Annotated in this window: 13 protein-coding genes; 6 read left to right on the forward strand and 7 right to left on the reverse strand. The window is 56.6% G+C overall.

The window, feature by feature from the left end:
- Nucleotides 1–297 precede the first annotated feature (297 nt).
- The 5 genes from urtA to urtE all read left to right on the forward strand — a co-directional run bounded on the left by urtA (nt 298) and on the right by urtE (nt 6,018).
- Complete coding sequence (urtA, locus tag ACT3R7_RS15375; RefSeq protein ID WP_225736215.1) at nt 298–1,587, forward strand: urea ABC transporter substrate-binding protein; 1,290 nt, start codon at nt 298–300, stop codon at nt 1,585–1,587.
- Between the two features lie 89 nt (nt 1,588–1,676).
- The gene (urtB, locus tag ACT3R7_RS15380; RefSeq protein WP_192538649.1) at nt 1,677–3,293 is read left to right on the forward strand and encodes an urea ABC transporter permease subunit UrtB; all 1,617 of its coding nucleotides are present in this window, start codon (nt 1,677–1,679) and stop codon (nt 3,291–3,293) included.
- A 6-nt stretch (nt 3,294–3,299) separates the two neighbouring features.
- Complete coding sequence (gene urtC, locus ACT3R7_RS15385) at nt 3,300–4,478, forward strand: urea ABC transporter permease subunit UrtC (RefSeq protein ID WP_192538662.1); 1,179 nt, start codon at nt 3,300–3,302, stop codon at nt 4,476–4,478.
- Nucleotides 4,475–5,311, forward strand: coding sequence for an urea ABC transporter ATP-binding protein UrtD (gene urtD / locus ACT3R7_RS15390; protein WP_192538648.1), 837 nt, complete (start codon nt 4,475–4,477; stop codon nt 5,309–5,311). The genes urtC and urtD overlap by 4 nt, the downstream gene beginning before the upstream one ends.
- A complete protein-coding gene (gene urtE / locus ACT3R7_RS15395; RefSeq protein WP_192538647.1) occupies nt 5,311–6,018 on the forward strand; it encodes an urea ABC transporter ATP-binding subunit UrtE in 708 nt (235 codons plus the stop codon). Before urtD ends, urtE begins: the two co-directional genes overlap by 1 nt.
- A 107-nt stretch (nt 6,019–6,125) precedes the next feature.
- Here the strand turns inward: urtE and ACT3R7_RS15400 are convergent, their stop codons facing one another.
- From ACT3R7_RS15400 to ACT3R7_RS15430, 7 genes are all read right to left on the reverse strand, one after another.
- Nucleotides 6,126–8,228, reverse strand: a complete 2,103-nt coding sequence (locus tag ACT3R7_RS15400) for a TonB-dependent receptor (RefSeq protein WP_303393867.1) — start codon at nt 8,226–8,228, stop codon at nt 6,126–6,128.
- A 248-nt stretch (nt 8,229–8,476) separates the two neighbouring features.
- On the reverse strand, nt 8,477–9,448 hold the full coding sequence (locus tag ACT3R7_RS15405; protein ID WP_172116955.1) for a siderophore ABC transporter substrate-binding protein: 972 nt from the start codon (nt 9,446–9,448) through the stop codon (nt 8,477–8,479).
- Nucleotides 9,445–10,221 (reverse strand): iron ABC transporter ATP-binding protein, encoded by a 777-nt coding sequence (locus tag ACT3R7_RS15410; RefSeq protein ID WP_087110694.1) that lies wholly within the window; start codon nt 10,219–10,221, stop codon nt 9,445–9,447. Before ACT3R7_RS15410 ends, ACT3R7_RS15405 begins: the two co-directional genes overlap by 4 nt.
- The gene (locus ACT3R7_RS15415) at nt 10,218–11,165 is read right to left on the reverse strand and encodes an iron chelate uptake ABC transporter family permease subunit (RefSeq protein ID WP_087110697.1); all 948 of its coding nucleotides are present in this window, start codon (nt 11,163–11,165) and stop codon (nt 10,218–10,220) included. The genes ACT3R7_RS15410 and ACT3R7_RS15415 overlap by 4 nt, the downstream gene beginning before the upstream one ends.
- A complete protein-coding gene (locus ACT3R7_RS15420) occupies nt 11,165–12,106 on the reverse strand; it encodes an ABC transporter permease (RefSeq protein WP_087110699.1) in 942 nt (313 codons plus the stop codon). The genes ACT3R7_RS15415 and ACT3R7_RS15420 overlap by 1 nt, the downstream gene beginning before the upstream one ends.
- Nucleotides 12,106–13,866 (reverse strand): ABC transporter ATP-binding protein, encoded by a 1,761-nt coding sequence (locus tag ACT3R7_RS15425; protein WP_225733845.1) that lies wholly within the window; start codon nt 13,864–13,866, stop codon nt 12,106–12,108. Before ACT3R7_RS15425 ends, ACT3R7_RS15420 begins: the two co-directional genes overlap by 1 nt.
- A 2-nt stretch (nt 13,867–13,868) precedes the next feature.
- Entirely contained in the window at nt 13,869–15,671 is a 1,803-nt protein-coding gene (locus ACT3R7_RS15430) for an ABC transporter ATP-binding protein (RefSeq protein ID WP_087110703.1), read from the reverse strand.
- A 201-nt stretch (nt 15,672–15,872) separates the two neighbouring features.
- On the opposite strand from ACT3R7_RS15430, the gene ACT3R7_RS15435 reads away from it, so the two are divergent.
- Nucleotides 15,873–16,490 carry a TetR/AcrR family transcriptional regulator gene (locus ACT3R7_RS15435; protein ID WP_087110705.1) on the forward strand — a complete coding sequence of 206 codons (618 nt, stop codon included), beginning with the start codon at nt 15,873–15,875 and terminating at the stop codon, nt 16,488–16,490.
- Nucleotides 16,491–16,543: the final 53 nt, after the last annotated feature.

A 16,543-nucleotide genomic window follows, 5' to 3' on the forward strand; every position in this document is an offset into this window, starting at 1 on the left:
CAGTGCAAAAGATCAGAATGGTAGCTTTTTAAATATATCCAAGCAATTGATTTAAAAGTTAATACTAGCTTTTGTTTCAATGTGGCGCACCCCTTGCAAATGCTAGTGGCTAAGTCCTCGTGGACGTACCGAGTCGATGCCGTACCCATAATAATCACGCGTAATGGCAGTCAGCTCGGTCGCGAAGCCCTCATAACAAGCCCCAGCTATAAAGGGTGCAAGGAGATTCAAGTGGCCATACAACATCACAATGTCCTTTCTCGCCGTTTTATTACTTCTCTACTGGCCGCCGCAGTGATGGGTGCAAGCGCCCAGGCCATTGCCCAAAGCGGCGATCAGAACGACGACCCGATCAAGGTCGGTATCCTGCACTCTCTGTCCGGCACCATGGCGATCAGTGAAACCGTTCTCAAGGATACGGTCGAGATGCTGATTGAGCAGCAAAATGACGCTGGGGGCTTGTTGGGCCGCCAACTGGAGGCGGTAGTGGTTGATCCGGCCTCTAACTGGCCGCTGTTTGCCGAACGTGCCCGTGAACTGCTGGCCCAGGAAGAGGTTGATGTCATTTTCGGTAACTGGACGTCGGTATCGCGTAAGGCCGTGCTGCCGGTGGTCGAAGAGTTAAACGGCCTGCTGTTCTACCCGGTGCAGTATGAGGGCGAAGAGTCATCAGAAAACGTGTTCTACACCGGGGCGGCGCCTAATCAGCAGGCCATTCCTGCCGTTGAATATCTGATCAATGAAGTCGGCATTGAGCGCTTTGCGCTGATCGGTACCGACTACGTTTATCCGCGCACCACTAACCGTATCCTCGAAGCCTTCCTTAAGGATGAGCACGGTATTGCGCAAGAAGACATCATGGTCAACTACACACCGTTCGGCCACTCCGATTGGCAGAATATCGTGTCAGAAATCCGTCGTTTTGGTGAAGAGGGCAAACCGACCGCCGTGATTTCGACGATTAACGGTGATGCCAACGTGCCGTTTTATACCGAGCTTTCTAACCAGGGGATCGACGCCGCCGATATTCCGGTTATCGCCTTCTCGGTTGGCGAGCAAGAGCTTACCGGTATTGATACCGGCCCGCTGGTGGGCCACTTGGCTGCCTGGAACTACTTTATGAGCGTCGATAACGACGATAACTACGACTTTATCGACGCCTGGATCGATTACACCGGCGACGAAGAAACCGTCACCAATGACCCCATGGAAGCGCACTACATTGGCTTCAACATGTGGGCCGAAGCGGTGCGTAAAGCGGGTACTACCGATGTCGATTCGGTAAAAGACGCCATCATCGGTGTGACCGTACCCAACCTTTCCGGTGGCTATGCGGCGATGATGCCTAACCACCACATCACCAAGCCAGTGCTGATTGGTGAAATTCAGGACAATGGCCAGTTCGACATCGTTTGGCAAACGCCCTCAACGGTAGCGGGTGATGCCTGGTCTGATTACCTGCCCGGCTCGCGTGATCTGATTGCCGATTGGCGCAAGCCCATGGAGTGCGGCAACTTTAACGTCGTGAACGGCTCGTGCGGTGGCAGCACCGCCGCTGAAGAAGCCGAAGCGGCACTCGCCGAGTAATTAACTGCGCTAAAACATCTCCCTTGCCGCGCCCCGGCGCGGCAAGGAGCACGCTACCTTCTCACCTGGATAACCAAAGGAAGAACCCTATGAGGCGTTTCCTTTCCTTGGCGATGCTCTGCTGCCTGCTGTTGGGGGTCACCCTCACCGCGCAGGCACAAACAAACACCGCCAATTCCTCACCTAATGATACCGCTGCGCTTGCGCTTCTTGACGCACTGGATGTTGATTCTTACCGCGATAAAGGCGAGGCCATCACCGCCATTTTACAAAGCGACGACGAGCGCGCCCGTGATTGGCTGCAGGCCCTGCTGGATGGCCGCTTGCAGCGTGCCGACGATGGTCAATTTGTTGTCGTACTCGATAACAGTGGCCGCGAGTGGCCGGTGGCAGACGCCTTGACGAATGAACCGCTGGGTGAAATGTCACGTCGCGATCTGGACCGCGTGGGCATCAATAACGCCCTGCGTAACCAGCTGCGCAGTGCGATTGCCGTGGTGGATCTCTACTCGCCCAATCTGGAACGCCGCCGCACCTCCGCCGCTCGACTGCTGGGCGAAGTGGACAGCGAGCTGGTCGAACCGATCAATGAACTGATACTGGAAGAAGACGATAGTCAGGTGCGCACCCGGCTAAGCCAGGCGGTGGCGATTTATCGCGCCGAGCAGGGAGAAATGGCCGGCGTCGAGGCGCTTACCGGCAGCCTGCATCCCCGTGCTCGGGTGGCTCTGAACCGCGCAGCCAATGGCGACGACCCGGTAGTTGCGGATGCCGCCCGCGCCGCGCTTGTCAGCGTGGAACAGAACCTGAAAATCAACCGTGGGGTTGAAACGCTCTACTTTGGCTTGAGCCTGGGGTCGGTACTGGTACTGGCCGCCATTGGTCTGGCGATTACCTTTGGCGTGATGGGTGTGATCAACATGGCCCACGGCGAGCTGATGATGCTGGGTGCTTACACTACCTGGATGATGCAGCAGCTATTGCCCGGCCAGCCGGGGCTGGCGCTGGTGCTATCCATCCCGGCCGGCTTTCTGGTCGCCGCCCTCGTGGGTGTCGCGATTGAGCGCAGCGTTATTCAGTTTCTGAAAGGCCGCCCGCTGGAAACGCTGCTCGCCACTTTCGGTATCAGCCTGATTCTGCAGCAGCTGGTACGCACCGGCATCTCACCGCTTAACCGCACGGTGATTACCCCTGAGTGGATGAGCGGCTCGCTGGTGATCAACGATGCGCTGTCGCTAACCATTAACCGCATGGTGGTGCTCATCTTTGCCTTGGTCGTTTTCGCCGCGTTGATGCTGATTATGCGCCGCACGCGCCTGGGGCTTGAAGTGCGTGCCGTGACCCAGAACCGCGCCATGGCACGCTCCATGGGCATCCGTGCGACACGTGTGGATATCATGACGTTTGCGCTGGGTTCGGGGGTTGCCGGGCTTGCCGGGGTCGCGCTTTCCCAGCTCACCAACGTGGGGCCGAACCTCGGCCAGAACTACATCATCGATTCGTTCATGGTGGTGGTATTCGGCGGTGTGGGCAATCTGTGGGGGACGCTGGTGGCCGGGCTGTCGCTGGGCGTGATCAACCAGGTGCTGGAGCCCTGGGCGGGCGCGGTGCTGGCCAAGATTATCGTACTGGTGTTTATCATCCTGTTTATTCAAAAACGCCCGCGTGGACTCTTCCCGCAGAAGGGCCGGGCTGCGGAGGGCTAACCCATGATGACACGATCTTTTTCAAAACCGTCACTTTCAACAACCCCGTCACCATCAAGCCAGTTTTGGCTCACCCGCCCGTTTGGCGAGCGCGCCACGCAGATTTTCCTGGGCGTGTTGTTGGCTGCGCTGCTGCTCGTCACGGTGCTGCATACCGTGGTGCCTCAAGGTAGCCCGCTGCACGTTAACGCCTACACGGTTAACCTGTTCGGCAAGTACTTAAGCTATGCGCTGCTTGCCGTTGCGGTGGATCTGGTGTGGGGTTATCTGGGCATTTTAAGCCTGGGCCACGGCGCATTTTTTGCCATTGGAGGCTATGCCATGGGCATGTACCTGATGCGCCAGATTGGTGACCGGGGCACCTACGGCCACCCGGAGCTGCCGGATTTCATGGTTTTCCTGAGCTGGGACAGCCTGCCCTGGTACTGGCAGGGCTTTGATATGGCCTGGTTCTCGTTTGCCATGGTGCTGCTGGCGCCGGGGCTTCTGGCACTGGTGTTCGGCTTTCTGGCGTTTCGCTCGCGGGTTACCGGGGTGTATCTCTCAATTATTACCCAGGCGCTTACCTTTGCGCTGATGCTGGCGTTCTTTCGTAACGAAATGGGCTTTGGCGGCAACAACGGCCTGACCGATTTTCGCGAGATTTTAGGCTTTAACCTACGCAGCAACGACACACGTCTGGGGCTTTTCCTGGCCACCGGCGTCGCACTCGCGCTGAGCTATATCCTGTGCCGGGCGATTGTTTCCAGCAAGCTGGGCCGGGTGTGTGTGGCCACACGGGATGCTGAAGCGCGTACGCGCTTTATCGGCTACCGGGTGGAGCGCTTTCAGCTGTTTGTGTTTGTGGTTTCCGCGATGATCGCGGGGCTGGCCGGTGCGCTTTACGTGCCTCAGGTGGGCATCATTAACCCCAGCGAGTTCTCCCCGCTGTTCTCCATCGAAATCGTACTCTGGGTTGCACTTGGCGGGCGGGCCACCCTGTATGGCGCGGTCATCGGTGCGATTTTAGTCAACTACGCCAAGACCATCTTTACCGGGGTAATGCCCGATGCCTGGCTGTTTGCCCTGGGCGCGATGTTTGTTCTCGTGACGGTATTTCTACCCAAAGGCGTGGCGGGGCTTCTGCGTAAGCGCCGCCGTGCCGCTACATCAGACAGCGCGGGTACTCAGGAGGCTATCGTATGAGTTTGCTGCAATCACTCAAAGCCCGCGACCGGGTGTTTGACTTTATGGCGCCAGACGCCTCGCCAGTTGATGTTCGCCATGGCCCGATTCTGTATATGGAAGACGTCACGGTAAGCTTTGATGGCTTCAAGGCGATCAACAACCTCAACTTGACCATCGATGACGGCGAACTGCGCTGCATTATCGGCCCCAATGGCGCGGGTAAAACCACCATGATGGATATCATCACCGGCAAGACGCGGCCCACCGAGGGCAGCGTTTGGTTCGGCAGCCGCCATAATTTGCTTCATATGAACGAGCCGGAGATCGCGAGCCTCGGCATCGGGCGCAAGTTTCAAAAGCCCACGGTGTTTGAAGCGCTAAGCGTGTTTGAAAACCTGGAGCTTGCCATGGCGACTGACAAACGAATATTGCCCACGCTAACGGCGCGCATGACCGGCGAAATCAAGGACCGCATCGACGAAGTGCTGCAAACCATCGGCTTGGTGCCACTGCGCTATCAGCCCGCCGGGATCCTCTCTCATGGTCAAAAACAGTGGCTGGAAATTGGCATGCTGCTGATGCAGCGCCCTCGCTTGCTGCTGGTGGATGAGCCGGTCGCGGGGATGACCGAGCAGGAAATGGAGCGTACAGCCGAACTGCTGACCGGTTTGGCGGGTAAGCAGTCGGTGGTCGTCGTGGAACACGATATGGGTTTTGTGCGCTCAATTGCCCGCAAGGTGACCGTGCTTCACCAAGGAAGTGTGCTGGCCGAAGGCAGCATGGATCAGGTCTCAAGCGACCCCAACGTAGTCGAAGTGTACCTGGGTGCTGACGACGAGGAGGCTGCCTGATGCTGGCAATTGAAAAGCTCAACCAGTTTTATGGGGAAAGCCATACGCTATGGGATCTGGACCTGGACGTACCCGCTGGCCAGTGCACCTGCGTGATGGGCCGCAACGGAGTGGGTAAAACCACGCTGATGAAAGCCATCATGGGCGAAGTGGCGGTAAAAAGTGGCCAGTTGCGCTACCAGGCGAGCAGCGAAGCGGTTGAGCTAACCCAAAAAGCCGTGGAAGCGCGCTCGCGGCTGGGCATTGGCTTTGTACCGCAAGGGCGGCAGATTTTTCCGCTACTCACCGTAGAAGAGAATCTGCGTACCGGCCTTGCCGCACGCAGCGACGGACTAAAAAAAATCCCCGAGCGTATCTATGAACTGTTTCCAGTGCTCAAGGAGATGAAGCACCGCCGCGGCGGTGACTTATCCGGCGGGCAACAGCAGCAGCTTGCCATTGGCCGAGCGCTGGTAATCGAGCCCAAACTCTTGATTCTGGATGAGCCGGGGGAGGGCATTCAGCCCAATATCGTCGCGCAAATTGGCCAGGTGATTCGCCAGCTGATTGCCGAAGACGCCCTAACGGTGCTGCTGGTCGAGCAGAAGCTGCCCTTTGCGCGCAAATACGCCGACCGCTTTGTGATAATGGACCGCGGCCGCCCGGTGGCCAAAGGTGATATCAGCGAGCTTTCCAACGAGCTGATCAAGCAGCACCTAACGGTTTAAGTTATCCACACCTACGCCCGCTCGGCGAGCGTAGGTGGGGAGGTTTTACGGAGTTAGTAGTGAAAAATATTCGGTGTTATGGCATTAGCACCGCTTGTTACAGTCGTCTAGAAGTCCAGTGAGGCCGAAAACATAAAGGTGCGGGGGGCGCCTAATGCGAGGCTTGAGAGTTGTGGCATTGCCCAGTACGTTTTATCGGTCACATTGTTAACAGTGGCACGCAGTGTGAGTGGATAGCCGGAAAGGTTAGAGGCGTAGCGTGCTCCAACGTCATAAATAGTGTGTCCGGGTACTGATAGGGAGTTGTCACTATTAATGTACTGCTCTGACATCGCGGTGGCATTAGCGGTCAGTGTCAGCCCTGGTGCTACGGATAGATCCCATTCAGTGCCTAGCTTGGCTTGCAGGTCTGGTACGCCGGTTGCCTGATTGCCTTGTTCTTCATCGCTCGCGGCGCGCGTGATTTCTGGGTTTACATAAGCGATGCCCCCCATCAGGCGCAGGTTGCTGAGAGGACTGCCGAAGAAACTCCACTCCACTCCTCGGTTCCGCTGCTCGCCCCCAACCGAGAAGATATTGGTTGCCAGGTCGGTGTAGCTGCTGGGCCGCTTTATTTCATACAGGCTAAGCGTGTGTGAAAAATCACCCAGATCAAGTTTCACGCCAACCTCGCTCTGTTTGGTCTTGTAAGGCTCGAACACCTCACCAGCGTTGGCGGCAGTCATAGGTGCCGTGGCCCCCTGGCTGAGCCCCTCGATATAGTTGGCGTAGAGCGATACCTGGTCGGTCGCTTTGAAAAGTAGTGCTGCGGCGGGTGTGACCGCGCTTTCATCATAGCGGGAGATACGTGTGCCGGTCATCACGCTGTAGGTGTCGCTCACCACTTCCTGGCGTCGGGCGCCGAGCGTCAGCTGTATGCGATCATCGGCAAACGAGAGCGTGTCTGCCAAACCGTAGCTGTTCAAGCGTAGCTCTGTATGCATGATGTGCGGTGTAATGAAATCAGCGGCGGGGCCCCATTGCGGATTGTATAGGTTGGTGATCCAGTCCGCATCGGGAACGCTTCTGCGCCCGTAATCGTGCTGCTCGTGCTCATAATGGGTGGCATTGACGCTGATGTCGTGACTGACAGCGCCGGTCTGGAAGTGACCGCGAACCCCGACTTCCGCCGATGTTTTTTCGACATCGAAGGCAAGCTGACCAACGCTTGTGCGATAGTTGCCTTGATCATCAAGCACCTGGGCTGACATGGCACCGTTGTAGGTGTAATTGGTTTCGCTTTGACCTATTGACGCGTACCCCATGATCTCGTCGGTAAAGTCGAATTCGCCACGCAATATGGCCCCCTTGTCGCGCGTGTCGGCAAAGGCCCAGTCCGGGTTGATCAGTGTATCGGGGGCGGGAGGCGTCGGAACTGCCAGGCCGGGGGCCAGGTTGATACCTCGAGCGGGTCCATCAATATGGTCGTCCGCACTGTACAAGTCGGCTGATAGTCGAGCGTGATCACCGCGCCAGTCCAACCCCAGAGAGCCCATTTGAACCTTTGGTGTCTGGTTATCCACAGCCCCCTCGCCGTCGCGGTATACGCCGTTAACGCGAACGCCAAACTGCTGGTCGTCACCCAGGCGTCGGCCGACATCAAGGTGCCCGCCAATCTGGGCGTCGGACATATACGTGGTGGTGAAACGCGTCAACGGTTCATCGCCAGCCCGTTTGGGAACCAGGTTAATGGCACCGCCAACGGAGCCACCTGGCGGCATCCCGTTGAGTAGTGCCGAAGGCCCCTTGAGCACCTCGATACGCTCGAACATTTCTGGAGACGTACGGTAGTAGGGGGCCATCCCGGCCAGACCACCGAACGTGACGTCACGTGTGCTGGCGTCAAAACCACGGATCGAATAGGTTTCGCTCCAGGCACTGGTGACGCCGTTGCTGAAGACACTCGGATCCGTCGCTGCAATTACATCGGTAATACTCTGAGCTTGTTGATCCTGGATAAAGCGATCCGTATAGCTGATGGCATTGAAAGGCGTCTCCATGAAGTCTCTTTTCCCCAGGAAGCCCGCCCGGTTGCTGTAGGTGACTTGGCCGCCGGCATACGTATCGTTAACGGATGTCGCTTCTCCGTGTACGGTGATGGGTGCTAGGGCAGTAGTACTGCGGGTCTCGGTCTCCTGGGCCTGTGCGAGAGCTTGTGAAGACAGCAGCATGACAGCACTCGCGCTCAGAGCGAGCAGAAATGCGCTCCTGACGAGCGATAAAGGGTTTGAGCAAGAGGCGCAATGTAGTGCTCTCGTCGGCTGTAGGGGACGGTGGTGGCAATGTAAGGGCATGTCGATCTCCATTTTTAAACACAGAGGAACTACACCGCTTCAATTGAGCGCCTGTTAAAAGGCGCATTGAAGCAGTCGATGAAAGCGTTTTTTTAGGTGCTTTAGTGCTTTAGTGCTATGGTCTGCTAGTGCCGGTAGCCGTCGATAATGTCATCCGCGATGATCGCCAGAGCGCTGACGCTGGCGGCGGTGACATACCAGGCTTCGGGGTCGACAAAGACCACCCGGTCATTTCGCCAGGCGTTAGTTTGGCGTAATAGGGGGTTGGCCAGGCTGTCGGTACTCATGGTGGGCCGGTGCTCCATTACGGCAGTACGATCCACGACATAGATGATGTCGGGGTCGGCCTGCTGGATGAATTCGCTAGAAACCGGCTGGCCGTGCAGGCCGGTATCGATGTCGGGAGCGGCGGGGGCAACGCCGAATTCAGTGAAGATGAAGCCGTAGCGTGACTGCACGCCAAAGGAGTGGAAGGCCCCATTATTATGCAGCAGGATAAGGGCTTTCTCAGGGCGGCCTTGGGTAACACGCCGGACCTCCTCGACGGTATGAACCAGCTCGGCTGCCCGCTGACGGGCCAATTTCTGTTTGCCAAAGATCTGCCCAAGATCCATGAGATGATCCATGACAACGTCAATGTGGTTGGTCTGACTGTTGCGGTAATCCACGTCAAAGTGCAGCGTGGGTGCGATCTGAGTCAGCTCGTTATAGTCGTTGGCCTGTAACGACGTCATAAGAATGAGGTCAGGGTTAGCGCGATGCACTCGCTCAAGGTTAGGGCGTACGATAGCGCCCAGATCTTCAATCGTCGGGTCGTCTCGATACTTCTCCAGAAAATGGGGAATAAAGTCCTTTGGCATGCCCACCACCGGAACGTCCAACTGATCCAGAAAATCGACTTCATTCATGTCTAATGCCGCTACCCGGTGTGGACGGTGATCGATCACGGTGCTTCCCAGCGCGTGGTGAATCGTGATCGGTGTTATGGCCTCCTGTGCGGACATATTGTTGGCTGAGGGCTGATCGCACCCTTGTAGCAACGCCACCAAGGCGAGTGGGAGAAGGCGTGCCAAGCGGTTGTTTAGAGATCGTTTCATTCCAGGTTTCCTGAGGGCTTGAAGTAATTACATAGATAACCGCGTTCGTTATGGGCGATGTCGAACTTCAGTCCGTAAAGCTCACTCAAGCGCCGTTCGGTGATGACGTCGGTGACGTTGCCATCGCAGTGCACTTCCCCATCCTTCATGGCGACGATGTAATCGGAGTAGTTGGCGGCAAAGTTGATGTCATGAACGACCAGGATGACCGTTCGTCCATGCTCGTCGCAGAGACGGCGAAGAGCCTGCATGATCTGAACGGCATGTTTGATATCGAGGTTATTCAGTGGCTCGTCGAGCAGCAGGTAATCGGTTTGCTGTGCAATGGTCATGGCCAGGAACGCCATCTGGCGTTGGCCGCCGCTGAGCTCGTTCAGATAAGCACCGCGTAGTGCCGTCAGCGATAGAAACGACAGGGCGTCGTCAATCACACGATGGTCGTGCCGAGTGAGTGTGCCACGGCTATAGGGAAAGCGGCCAAAGGCGACCAACTCCTCGACGGTCAGGCGTAGGTTGAACTCAGGCGTCTGGCGTAGCGTGGCCACCTGCCTGGCATACTCGCTGATGGGAATGCGCGTTACCTGGGAGCCGTCGAGTCGAATATCCCCCCGAGAGGGCTTAAGTAGTCTCGCGAGCATCATCAGAAGCGTCGTCTTACCCGCGCCGTTGGGGCCCACCAGGGACGTCAACTGACCTGATGGAAAGCAGAGATTGATCGCCGATAGCACCGAACGGTCGCCGTAGGTTTTATGAAGGTCTTGAACCGTGATCATGCTGCGCCTCGCGTACGCACCATCAGCGACAGGAAGTAAGCCCCACATACGAGGTTGACGAGGATGCCGACGGTGGTTGTGTAGTTGAAGAGATGTTCGACCAGCAGTTGGGCGAGGATGAAAAGGGCGATGGCGAGGGCACAACCCACCGGTAGCGTGACCCGATGACGGTAAGTGCCTGCAAGCGCATAGGCCGTATTGGCCACGAAAATGCCCATGAACGCCGTGGGGCCAAGCAGGCTGGTCGATACAGCCACCAGCGAGGCGATCAGAAAGAGCTGGTGTTGCACGCAGCGTCGATAATCGATGCCAAGTGACATGGCCTGCTCTCTGCCCAGCAAGAGCACATCTAGCATTGGGAGGCTTTTCAGTCCCACCAGACAAATCGCGGCCACGATCAGTGTGGCGTATAGCAGTTGTGTGGTGCTGGCGTTACCGAAAGCGGCTTGGCTGTAACCCATCAGAATGGAAAACTCGCCTGGACTCATTTTGAGCTGAACGAACTGTGTGAAAGTGGTAATGACCATTGTCAGTACCAGTCCTACCAGCAGCAGGAAATAGACATTGTCTCTGCCGTCTCTAAACAGCCATCGATGCAGCGTCCAGGAGTAGCCAAGCATCAGCAGGACCGAGAGTGCGGCGTTGCCATGCTCGCCGAGCACCATCAGACTGTGGGTGCCCAGCACCAGCATCAACAGGGCCTGAAACAGCAGATAGACGGCCTCATAGCCCATGATGGCAGGCGTTAATATCCGGTTACCGGTAAGGCTCTGAAACGTAATGGCGGACCAGGCGACACAAATGCCACCGATCACCATGGTGGCCAAGCGCTCAAGTCGTTTCGGTATCACATACTCGAAGTCGAAACCGGAGCGTACAAAGACAAAAGCGAGCGCAAGAGCGATCACGGCCGCCCAAACGGTGTGGCGAGCTTTGATAGTCATCACTGTGCCCTCCTGACAATCAGGATCAGAAACAGCACGCCTCCGACACAAGCCGACGTTAAGCCGATGGGCACTTCAAAGGGATAGATCAGCAGGCGTCCCGCAATGTCGCAGACCAGCAGCAGTGTTGCCCCCGACAGTGCTACGGCGGGTAGGGTGCGAGCCAGGTTATCGCCGTAGTAGAGCGCTACCAGATTGGGAACCACTAATCCGACAAAGGGGATGGCGCCCACCGCGATGACCGTGACCGAGACAGTAATGGCCACCAGCATCAGCCCAATGGCGGAGGTGACGAGATAGTTCACGCCTAAACTCGTCGCCATGTCTTCGCCCATGCCCAGCACCGTGAAGCGATGAGCGTAGACGTAGGCGAGCACAACGACCGGCAGGATTAGGTAGATGATTTCGTAATGGCCCTGGACGATCTTTGAAAAATCTCCCAGCAGCCAGCCCTGCATGCTTTGCAGGATGTTATGGCGGTAGGCGTAGAACTCGGCTAGGGCGCTTAGCACGCCGCCGTACATCAAACCGATGACGGGAACCAGTACCGTGTTGGTGAACTTGATGCGGCGAACGATAGCGATAAAGACAACATTCGCAGCGAAGCAGAAGAGCAGGGCTGCAAGCATTCGTGATCCAGCGCCAGCCGTAGGCATTAGAGACAGCGATACGAGAATGCCCAGTTTGGCGGCATCAAGCCCACCCGAGGTGGCGGGCTCCACGAACTTATTGCGCACGATATGCTGCAAAATCACACCGCAAATCGCGAGGCCCACTCCGGTCAAGGACACCGTGATCAGGCGCGGCAGTCGGCTGGCCGTCAACGTCAACCAAGCATCATCTGACAGGGTGATAAGTTGGTACCCGCTTATCTGCCGCGCGCCTGTCAGTAATGACATCCCGCACAGCAATACAAACAGGAGAGGCAGATACACGCGCATCACTGTGAGGTTTCTCCCGTTTTATCCGGGGTGATGCGCCACCCTTTGGTGGTTTGGCGTTGGTCAAGAAACGTGGCGTATCGCCCCTGCTGAGCGAGCAGTTCATCGGGCGCGCCTTGCTCAATGATGCGTCCGTCATCTAGCACGATGATCTGATCAGCCATGCTCACCGTAGAGAGTTGGTGGGCGATCACCAATAGCGTACGTTGGCCTCTCAGTCGCACCAGCGCCTGGGTAATGATGGCTTGATTTTCCGCATCCAGTGCGGCAGTCGCTTCATCCACCAGCAGAATGGGCGCATTCTTAATGAGTGCTCGGGCGATGGCGATACGCTGCCGTTCGCCGCCGGAAAGGCGGGCGCCTCCCTCGCCCACTGGTGTGTCCAATCCTTGGGGCAGGCGTTCGACGATCTCGATGACACCGGCCAGACGCACGGCGTCCATCAGGTCGGCATCGCTGGCGTCGGGATGGCCAAAGCGAATATTGTCAGCAATGCTGCCGGCAAACAGGTAGCTCTCCTGGAAGATCTGGCTGACGTGATCCGCCAGCTGGGTACTAGACATATCGCGGACGTCCACGCCGCCGACGAGCACACTACCGTGATCTGCATCGAAAAATCTCGCGACCAGGCGCGCCAGAGTGGTCTTGCCTGAACCTGACTCACCGATCAATGCGGTCATGCTACCGGGCGTGATAGATAGGCTAACCCCGTTGAGCACGTCGGGCTCATGCGGCGCATAGCGAAAGCGGACGGCTCTCAATTCGATGGAGGCATCGCGCGGTGGCTGAGGGACCGTTGGCTCGGTTAGGGGGGCAGCGTCGAAAATCGCCTGGATCTCTTCGAGTTGCCCCCTTGCACTACGCAAAATGTCGCTGTGTTGAGCGATGTCCAGCAGCGGTTCGACGAACCGGCTTACCAGTACCAGCGCAATGATGACGCTTATAATGCTCGCTGCCGTCAGTGATCCTTCCAAAAGCGTATTGATCCACAGGGTTGTGACGATCAGCAGCACGGCAAAGACTGTCTGCACTGCCCAGGCATTGAGCAGCGCCGAAAGTGCCGATAGGCAAGCCAGCCTTGTTCCCGAGCGGTGCTGTTGTTCCATGGCCTGTTCTAAGAAGCGTGTGCTGTGGTTGTTCCCACTAAAGGCGCGTAAGACTGTCTGGGCACTGGCGAACTCGACCATGCGCTGACTGGTATCAGAAAAGTGTTGCTGGAAGGCCCTGTCGGCATGCTGGGCAAGCTTGGCGGTGAGTAATAAAACCCCCAAAAGTAGCGGCAGCGCGACCAGCGCCGCAATGCCCAGCGGTGCATGCAACACCAATAGCGCGGCAAGGAGAACGATAGGCGTGACAAGCCCGCTGATCACCGGTGTAAAGACGTGAGCAGGAAGCTGGGCCACCGCCATCATACCCTGCGTGGTTACATGGCTAAGGCGCGCGGTATTTGTCGCGGTAAACCAGCCAACCGGCAGATGGATCACGTGTTCGCCAAGGCGATGGCGGCCCGACTGCAAGATGGCGACGCCGACACGGACGCCTGCCTGCTCCACGTGCCATCGCACTCCCCAACAGATTAGGATGCCGAAAAGCAGCACTACTAGCCATGTGGTGGCCACACTGAGTTGGCCAATCAGGAGGTAATAGAGAAGAGGGATAAGGGCCAAGATGGTCAGACCGCTTAGCACACCATAGACAGTGACCAGACCGAGATAGCGACGCAAGAGCGCGGTGTCTTCGCCAAGCAGTTGATTGAGCATTTTCAGCACGCTGCCACCTTCGATTCCAGTGAGTTTGTTTTCTCTTCCAGTGCCCAAAGGCGAGCATAAAGGTCATTGCTGGCCAGTAGCTGGTCGTGATTGCCTTGCTCAGCAACCGTGCCGCCATCGAGTACCAGAATATGGTCGGCGTGGATGATCGACTTTAGGTGATGCGAAATAATCACAAGCGTCCGCCCCCGGGTTAAACGCGACAGAGCCTGCTGGATGGCCAGCTCATTGCTGGCGTCAACCGCTGCTGTCGGCTCGTCCAGCACCAATAGAGGCGGATCAAGTAACATGGCGCGGGCAATACTGACGCGCTGTTGCTCGCCACCTGACAGTTGAATATCCTCGCCAACCATCGATCGATAGCCGTTAGGGAGTGCGGCGATACGTTCGTGAATATTCGCCGCGCGAGCGGCATCCTCGATTTCCTGTTGGCTGGCCGAAGGGCGGCCCAACGCAATGTTGTCTCGAATGCTGGCATGGATCAGACGCACGTCCTGCAGAACAAAACCAATCCGCTGGTAGAGCGTTGACATCTCAAGATGGCGCAGATCCACCCCGCCTAACGTAATGCGCCCATGGGTGGGGTCAAAAAAGCGCAGCATCAGGCGTGCCAGGGTGGATTTGCCTGCCCCCGAAGGGCCAACAATCGCCGTAACGCTGCCAGGTGCAAGAGTAAAGTGCAGGTTCGATAGCCCGTTTTGGGCATTGTTATAGACGTAACTGACATTTTCAAAGCGAACTTCATGATCGTTGGGGAGCTGGCACTCACTGGAGGGGATTGATGGCAATACCGGCGTTTCAAGCAGTGCCATGACGCGTTGGGCGGCGCCAACGGCACTGCCTAAGTCGTGCAGCAAGGTATGCAGCAGCAGTAACGGAGCACAGATACCGGGGGCTACTAGAATGAATGGCAACAGATCGACCGGTTCTGACCAGCCGTTGGCGACGCAAAATATGCCAACCGTGAGCGCCAGTCCCAATATCGTCACCGTTGTCACCATCGCATGAACATGTGCCATAGAAGCGACCAGAGGGCGGGTAAATTGCTCAAATGCATGGGCAAAGCTATCCACTGCTGCTTGGTAGCCACGATAGGCTTGTCCGGTCGTACCGAAGGCCTTGACGACGGGAATGCCGCAGACAAATTCATTAATGGCGTTATTCATGCGCTCAAGCTGGGCAATAAACTCACCCATATTGGCTTTGCTGGCTTGCATGAGTCGGCGCAGGAAAAGAAAGAAACCGGGAAGAGGCAGTAACGTAATAACGGCGATTTTCCAATCCAGCATGATCAGGTAGACCACCGAGATCAGTAAGGCGCCAAACGCGCGTCCTACCGCCGTGTAAAAGTGCGCGGTCAGGCTGTGCAGCGTCGCAATATCGTCTTGCATCGCCTGTTTTACGTCGCCGGATGCGCGGCTGGTAAACCAGCCAAGCGGTGCTTGGGACAAGCGTCGCATAACAGCCAAGCGTAGCTGGTAGGTGAGTTTGTTATCCGCCAGGTGCGCTACCAGCTCGCCGAGAAACATGCACCCCATGCCGACAAAGAGGCTCACGATGCTGGCTGCTACCACCCAGCCAATTTCACGCATGCTGGCGGTTGATAACTCCCAGGCGGCGCCTGGATCAGACACAAGAATCTTGGCGATATGTGCCATACCGGCAAGCGGCACCATCGTTAATATCGTGCCGATGCCCGCCAGCATTGCCGCGGCAAAAAGCCGTGTGCGTATAGGGGCCAACACTTGGCTGATGGGGCTCTTACCTTGGGATCTCGATGTATCGTGCGTGCTCATGAAGCGTTATGACTCGGCCATAGGGGATTATCGAACCTGCATAGCAGTAGTTTGTAACGAGAATTAGTCGCGTTTAAATAGGCTAATAGATAATTAGTTTCATGGCAATAAACTAATTAATATAATTGCATGCCAATCAACTAATTGACCCTAAAGTGAGTGAGTGGCTAGATAAGGAACGTCAGCGATTAAGGATGCAATATGACCACGCAACAGCCAGTTAAAGCACGCGGGCGGCCGCCTACCATCACGCTTGAGCGTATTGCGAATGCGGGTATCGAAATCGGCCTACCCAACATCACCTTTGTCGGGGTGGCCAGCGCGCTAGGCATCAGCCATATGGCGCTTTATAAGCATGTGCCCAATTTAAAGGCGCTGAAATGCTTAGTGGCCGAAGAAATATTTCAACGTTGGAATATTCCACGAGCTTCCAATGATGCGCCCGGGGAATTGAAAGAGTATCTATCCACTTTTGCCGCATCGATAAGCGAGTTTGTCAAAGCTCACCCAGGATTAACGCCCTATGTGATCCGTCGCTTGGCTGCCACTCAGCCCATGATTGAAAAAATTCGTGCACATCAAAACCATATTGCTGAGGTTTATGATATCTCCCAGGAGCAAGCTCGCTGGCTTCTGGCGACCATAGCTTTTCAATGCTTTTCCGTCGCCGATACGATTTATTCGGTAGTGGGGAAAGAGCCTGTCGAGGGGGCGAGCCGCGGCCTGGAGGAGGCCGAAATGGAGGCGGAATTAGAGGAAGGTATGCGAGCGCTTATTACTGGTGCGCTAGTAATACTGAACGAGCGCTCACGTGGATAGGGCCTTTATAAAAGCGTGCGTCTTCGTCGTTGCAAGTGGCGCCCTGGTCTGGC

It is taken from the genome of Halomonas sp. AOP43-A1-21, assembly GCF_052376775.1.
GTDB classification, from domain to species: domain Bacteria; phylum Pseudomonadota; class Gammaproteobacteria; order Pseudomonadales; family Halomonadaceae; genus Vreelandella; species Vreelandella colorata.

What these genes read in the sequence shown, in the direction of transcription:
- ACT3R7_RS15425 (WP_225733845.1), bottom strand. Translation starts at nt 13,866, where the DNA reads ATGCTCAATCAACTGCTTGGCGAAGACACCGCGCTCTTGCGTCGCTAT.
- ACT3R7_RS15430 (WP_087110703.1), bottom strand. Translation starts at nt 15,671, where the DNA reads ATGAGCACGCACGATACATCGAGATCCCAAGGTAAGAGCCCCATCAGC.
- ACT3R7_RS15435 (WP_087110705.1), top strand. Translation starts at nt 15,873, where the DNA reads ATGACCACGCAACAGCCAGTTAAAGCACGCGGGCGGCCGCCTACCATC.
- urtC (WP_192538662.1), top strand. Translation starts at nt 3,300, where the DNA reads ATGACACGATCTTTTTCAAAACCGTCACTTTCAACAACCCCGTCACCA.
- urtD (WP_192538648.1), top strand. Translation starts at nt 4,475, where the DNA reads ATGAGTTTGCTGCAATCACTCAAAGCCCGCGACCGGGTGTTTGACTTT.
- urtA (WP_225736215.1), top strand. Translation starts at nt 298, where the DNA reads ATGGGTGCAAGCGCCCAGGCCATTGCCCAAAGCGGCGATCAGAACGAC.
- urtE (WP_192538647.1), top strand. Translation starts at nt 5,311, where the DNA reads ATGCTGGCAATTGAAAAGCTCAACCAGTTTTATGGGGAAAGCCATACG.
- ACT3R7_RS15420 (WP_087110699.1), bottom strand. Translation starts at nt 12,106, where the DNA reads ATGCGCGTGTATCTGCCTCTCCTGTTTGTATTGCTGTGCGGGATGTCA.
- urtB (WP_192538649.1), top strand. Translation starts at nt 1,677, where the DNA reads ATGAGGCGTTTCCTTTCCTTGGCGATGCTCTGCTGCCTGCTGTTGGGG.
- ACT3R7_RS15405 (WP_172116955.1), bottom strand. Translation starts at nt 9,448, where the DNA reads ATGAAACGATCTCTAAACAACCGCTTGGCACGCCTTCTCCCACTCGCC.
- ACT3R7_RS15400 (WP_303393867.1), bottom strand. Translation starts at nt 8,228, where the DNA reads ATGCTGCTGTCTTCACAAGCTCTCGCACAGGCCCAGGAGACCGAGACC.
- ACT3R7_RS15415 (WP_087110697.1), bottom strand. Translation starts at nt 11,165, where the DNA reads ATGACTATCAAAGCTCGCCACACCGTTTGGGCGGCCGTGATCGCTCTT.
- ACT3R7_RS15410 (WP_087110694.1), bottom strand. Translation starts at nt 10,221, where the DNA reads ATGATCACGGTTCAAGACCTTCATAAAACCTACGGCGACCGTTCGGTG.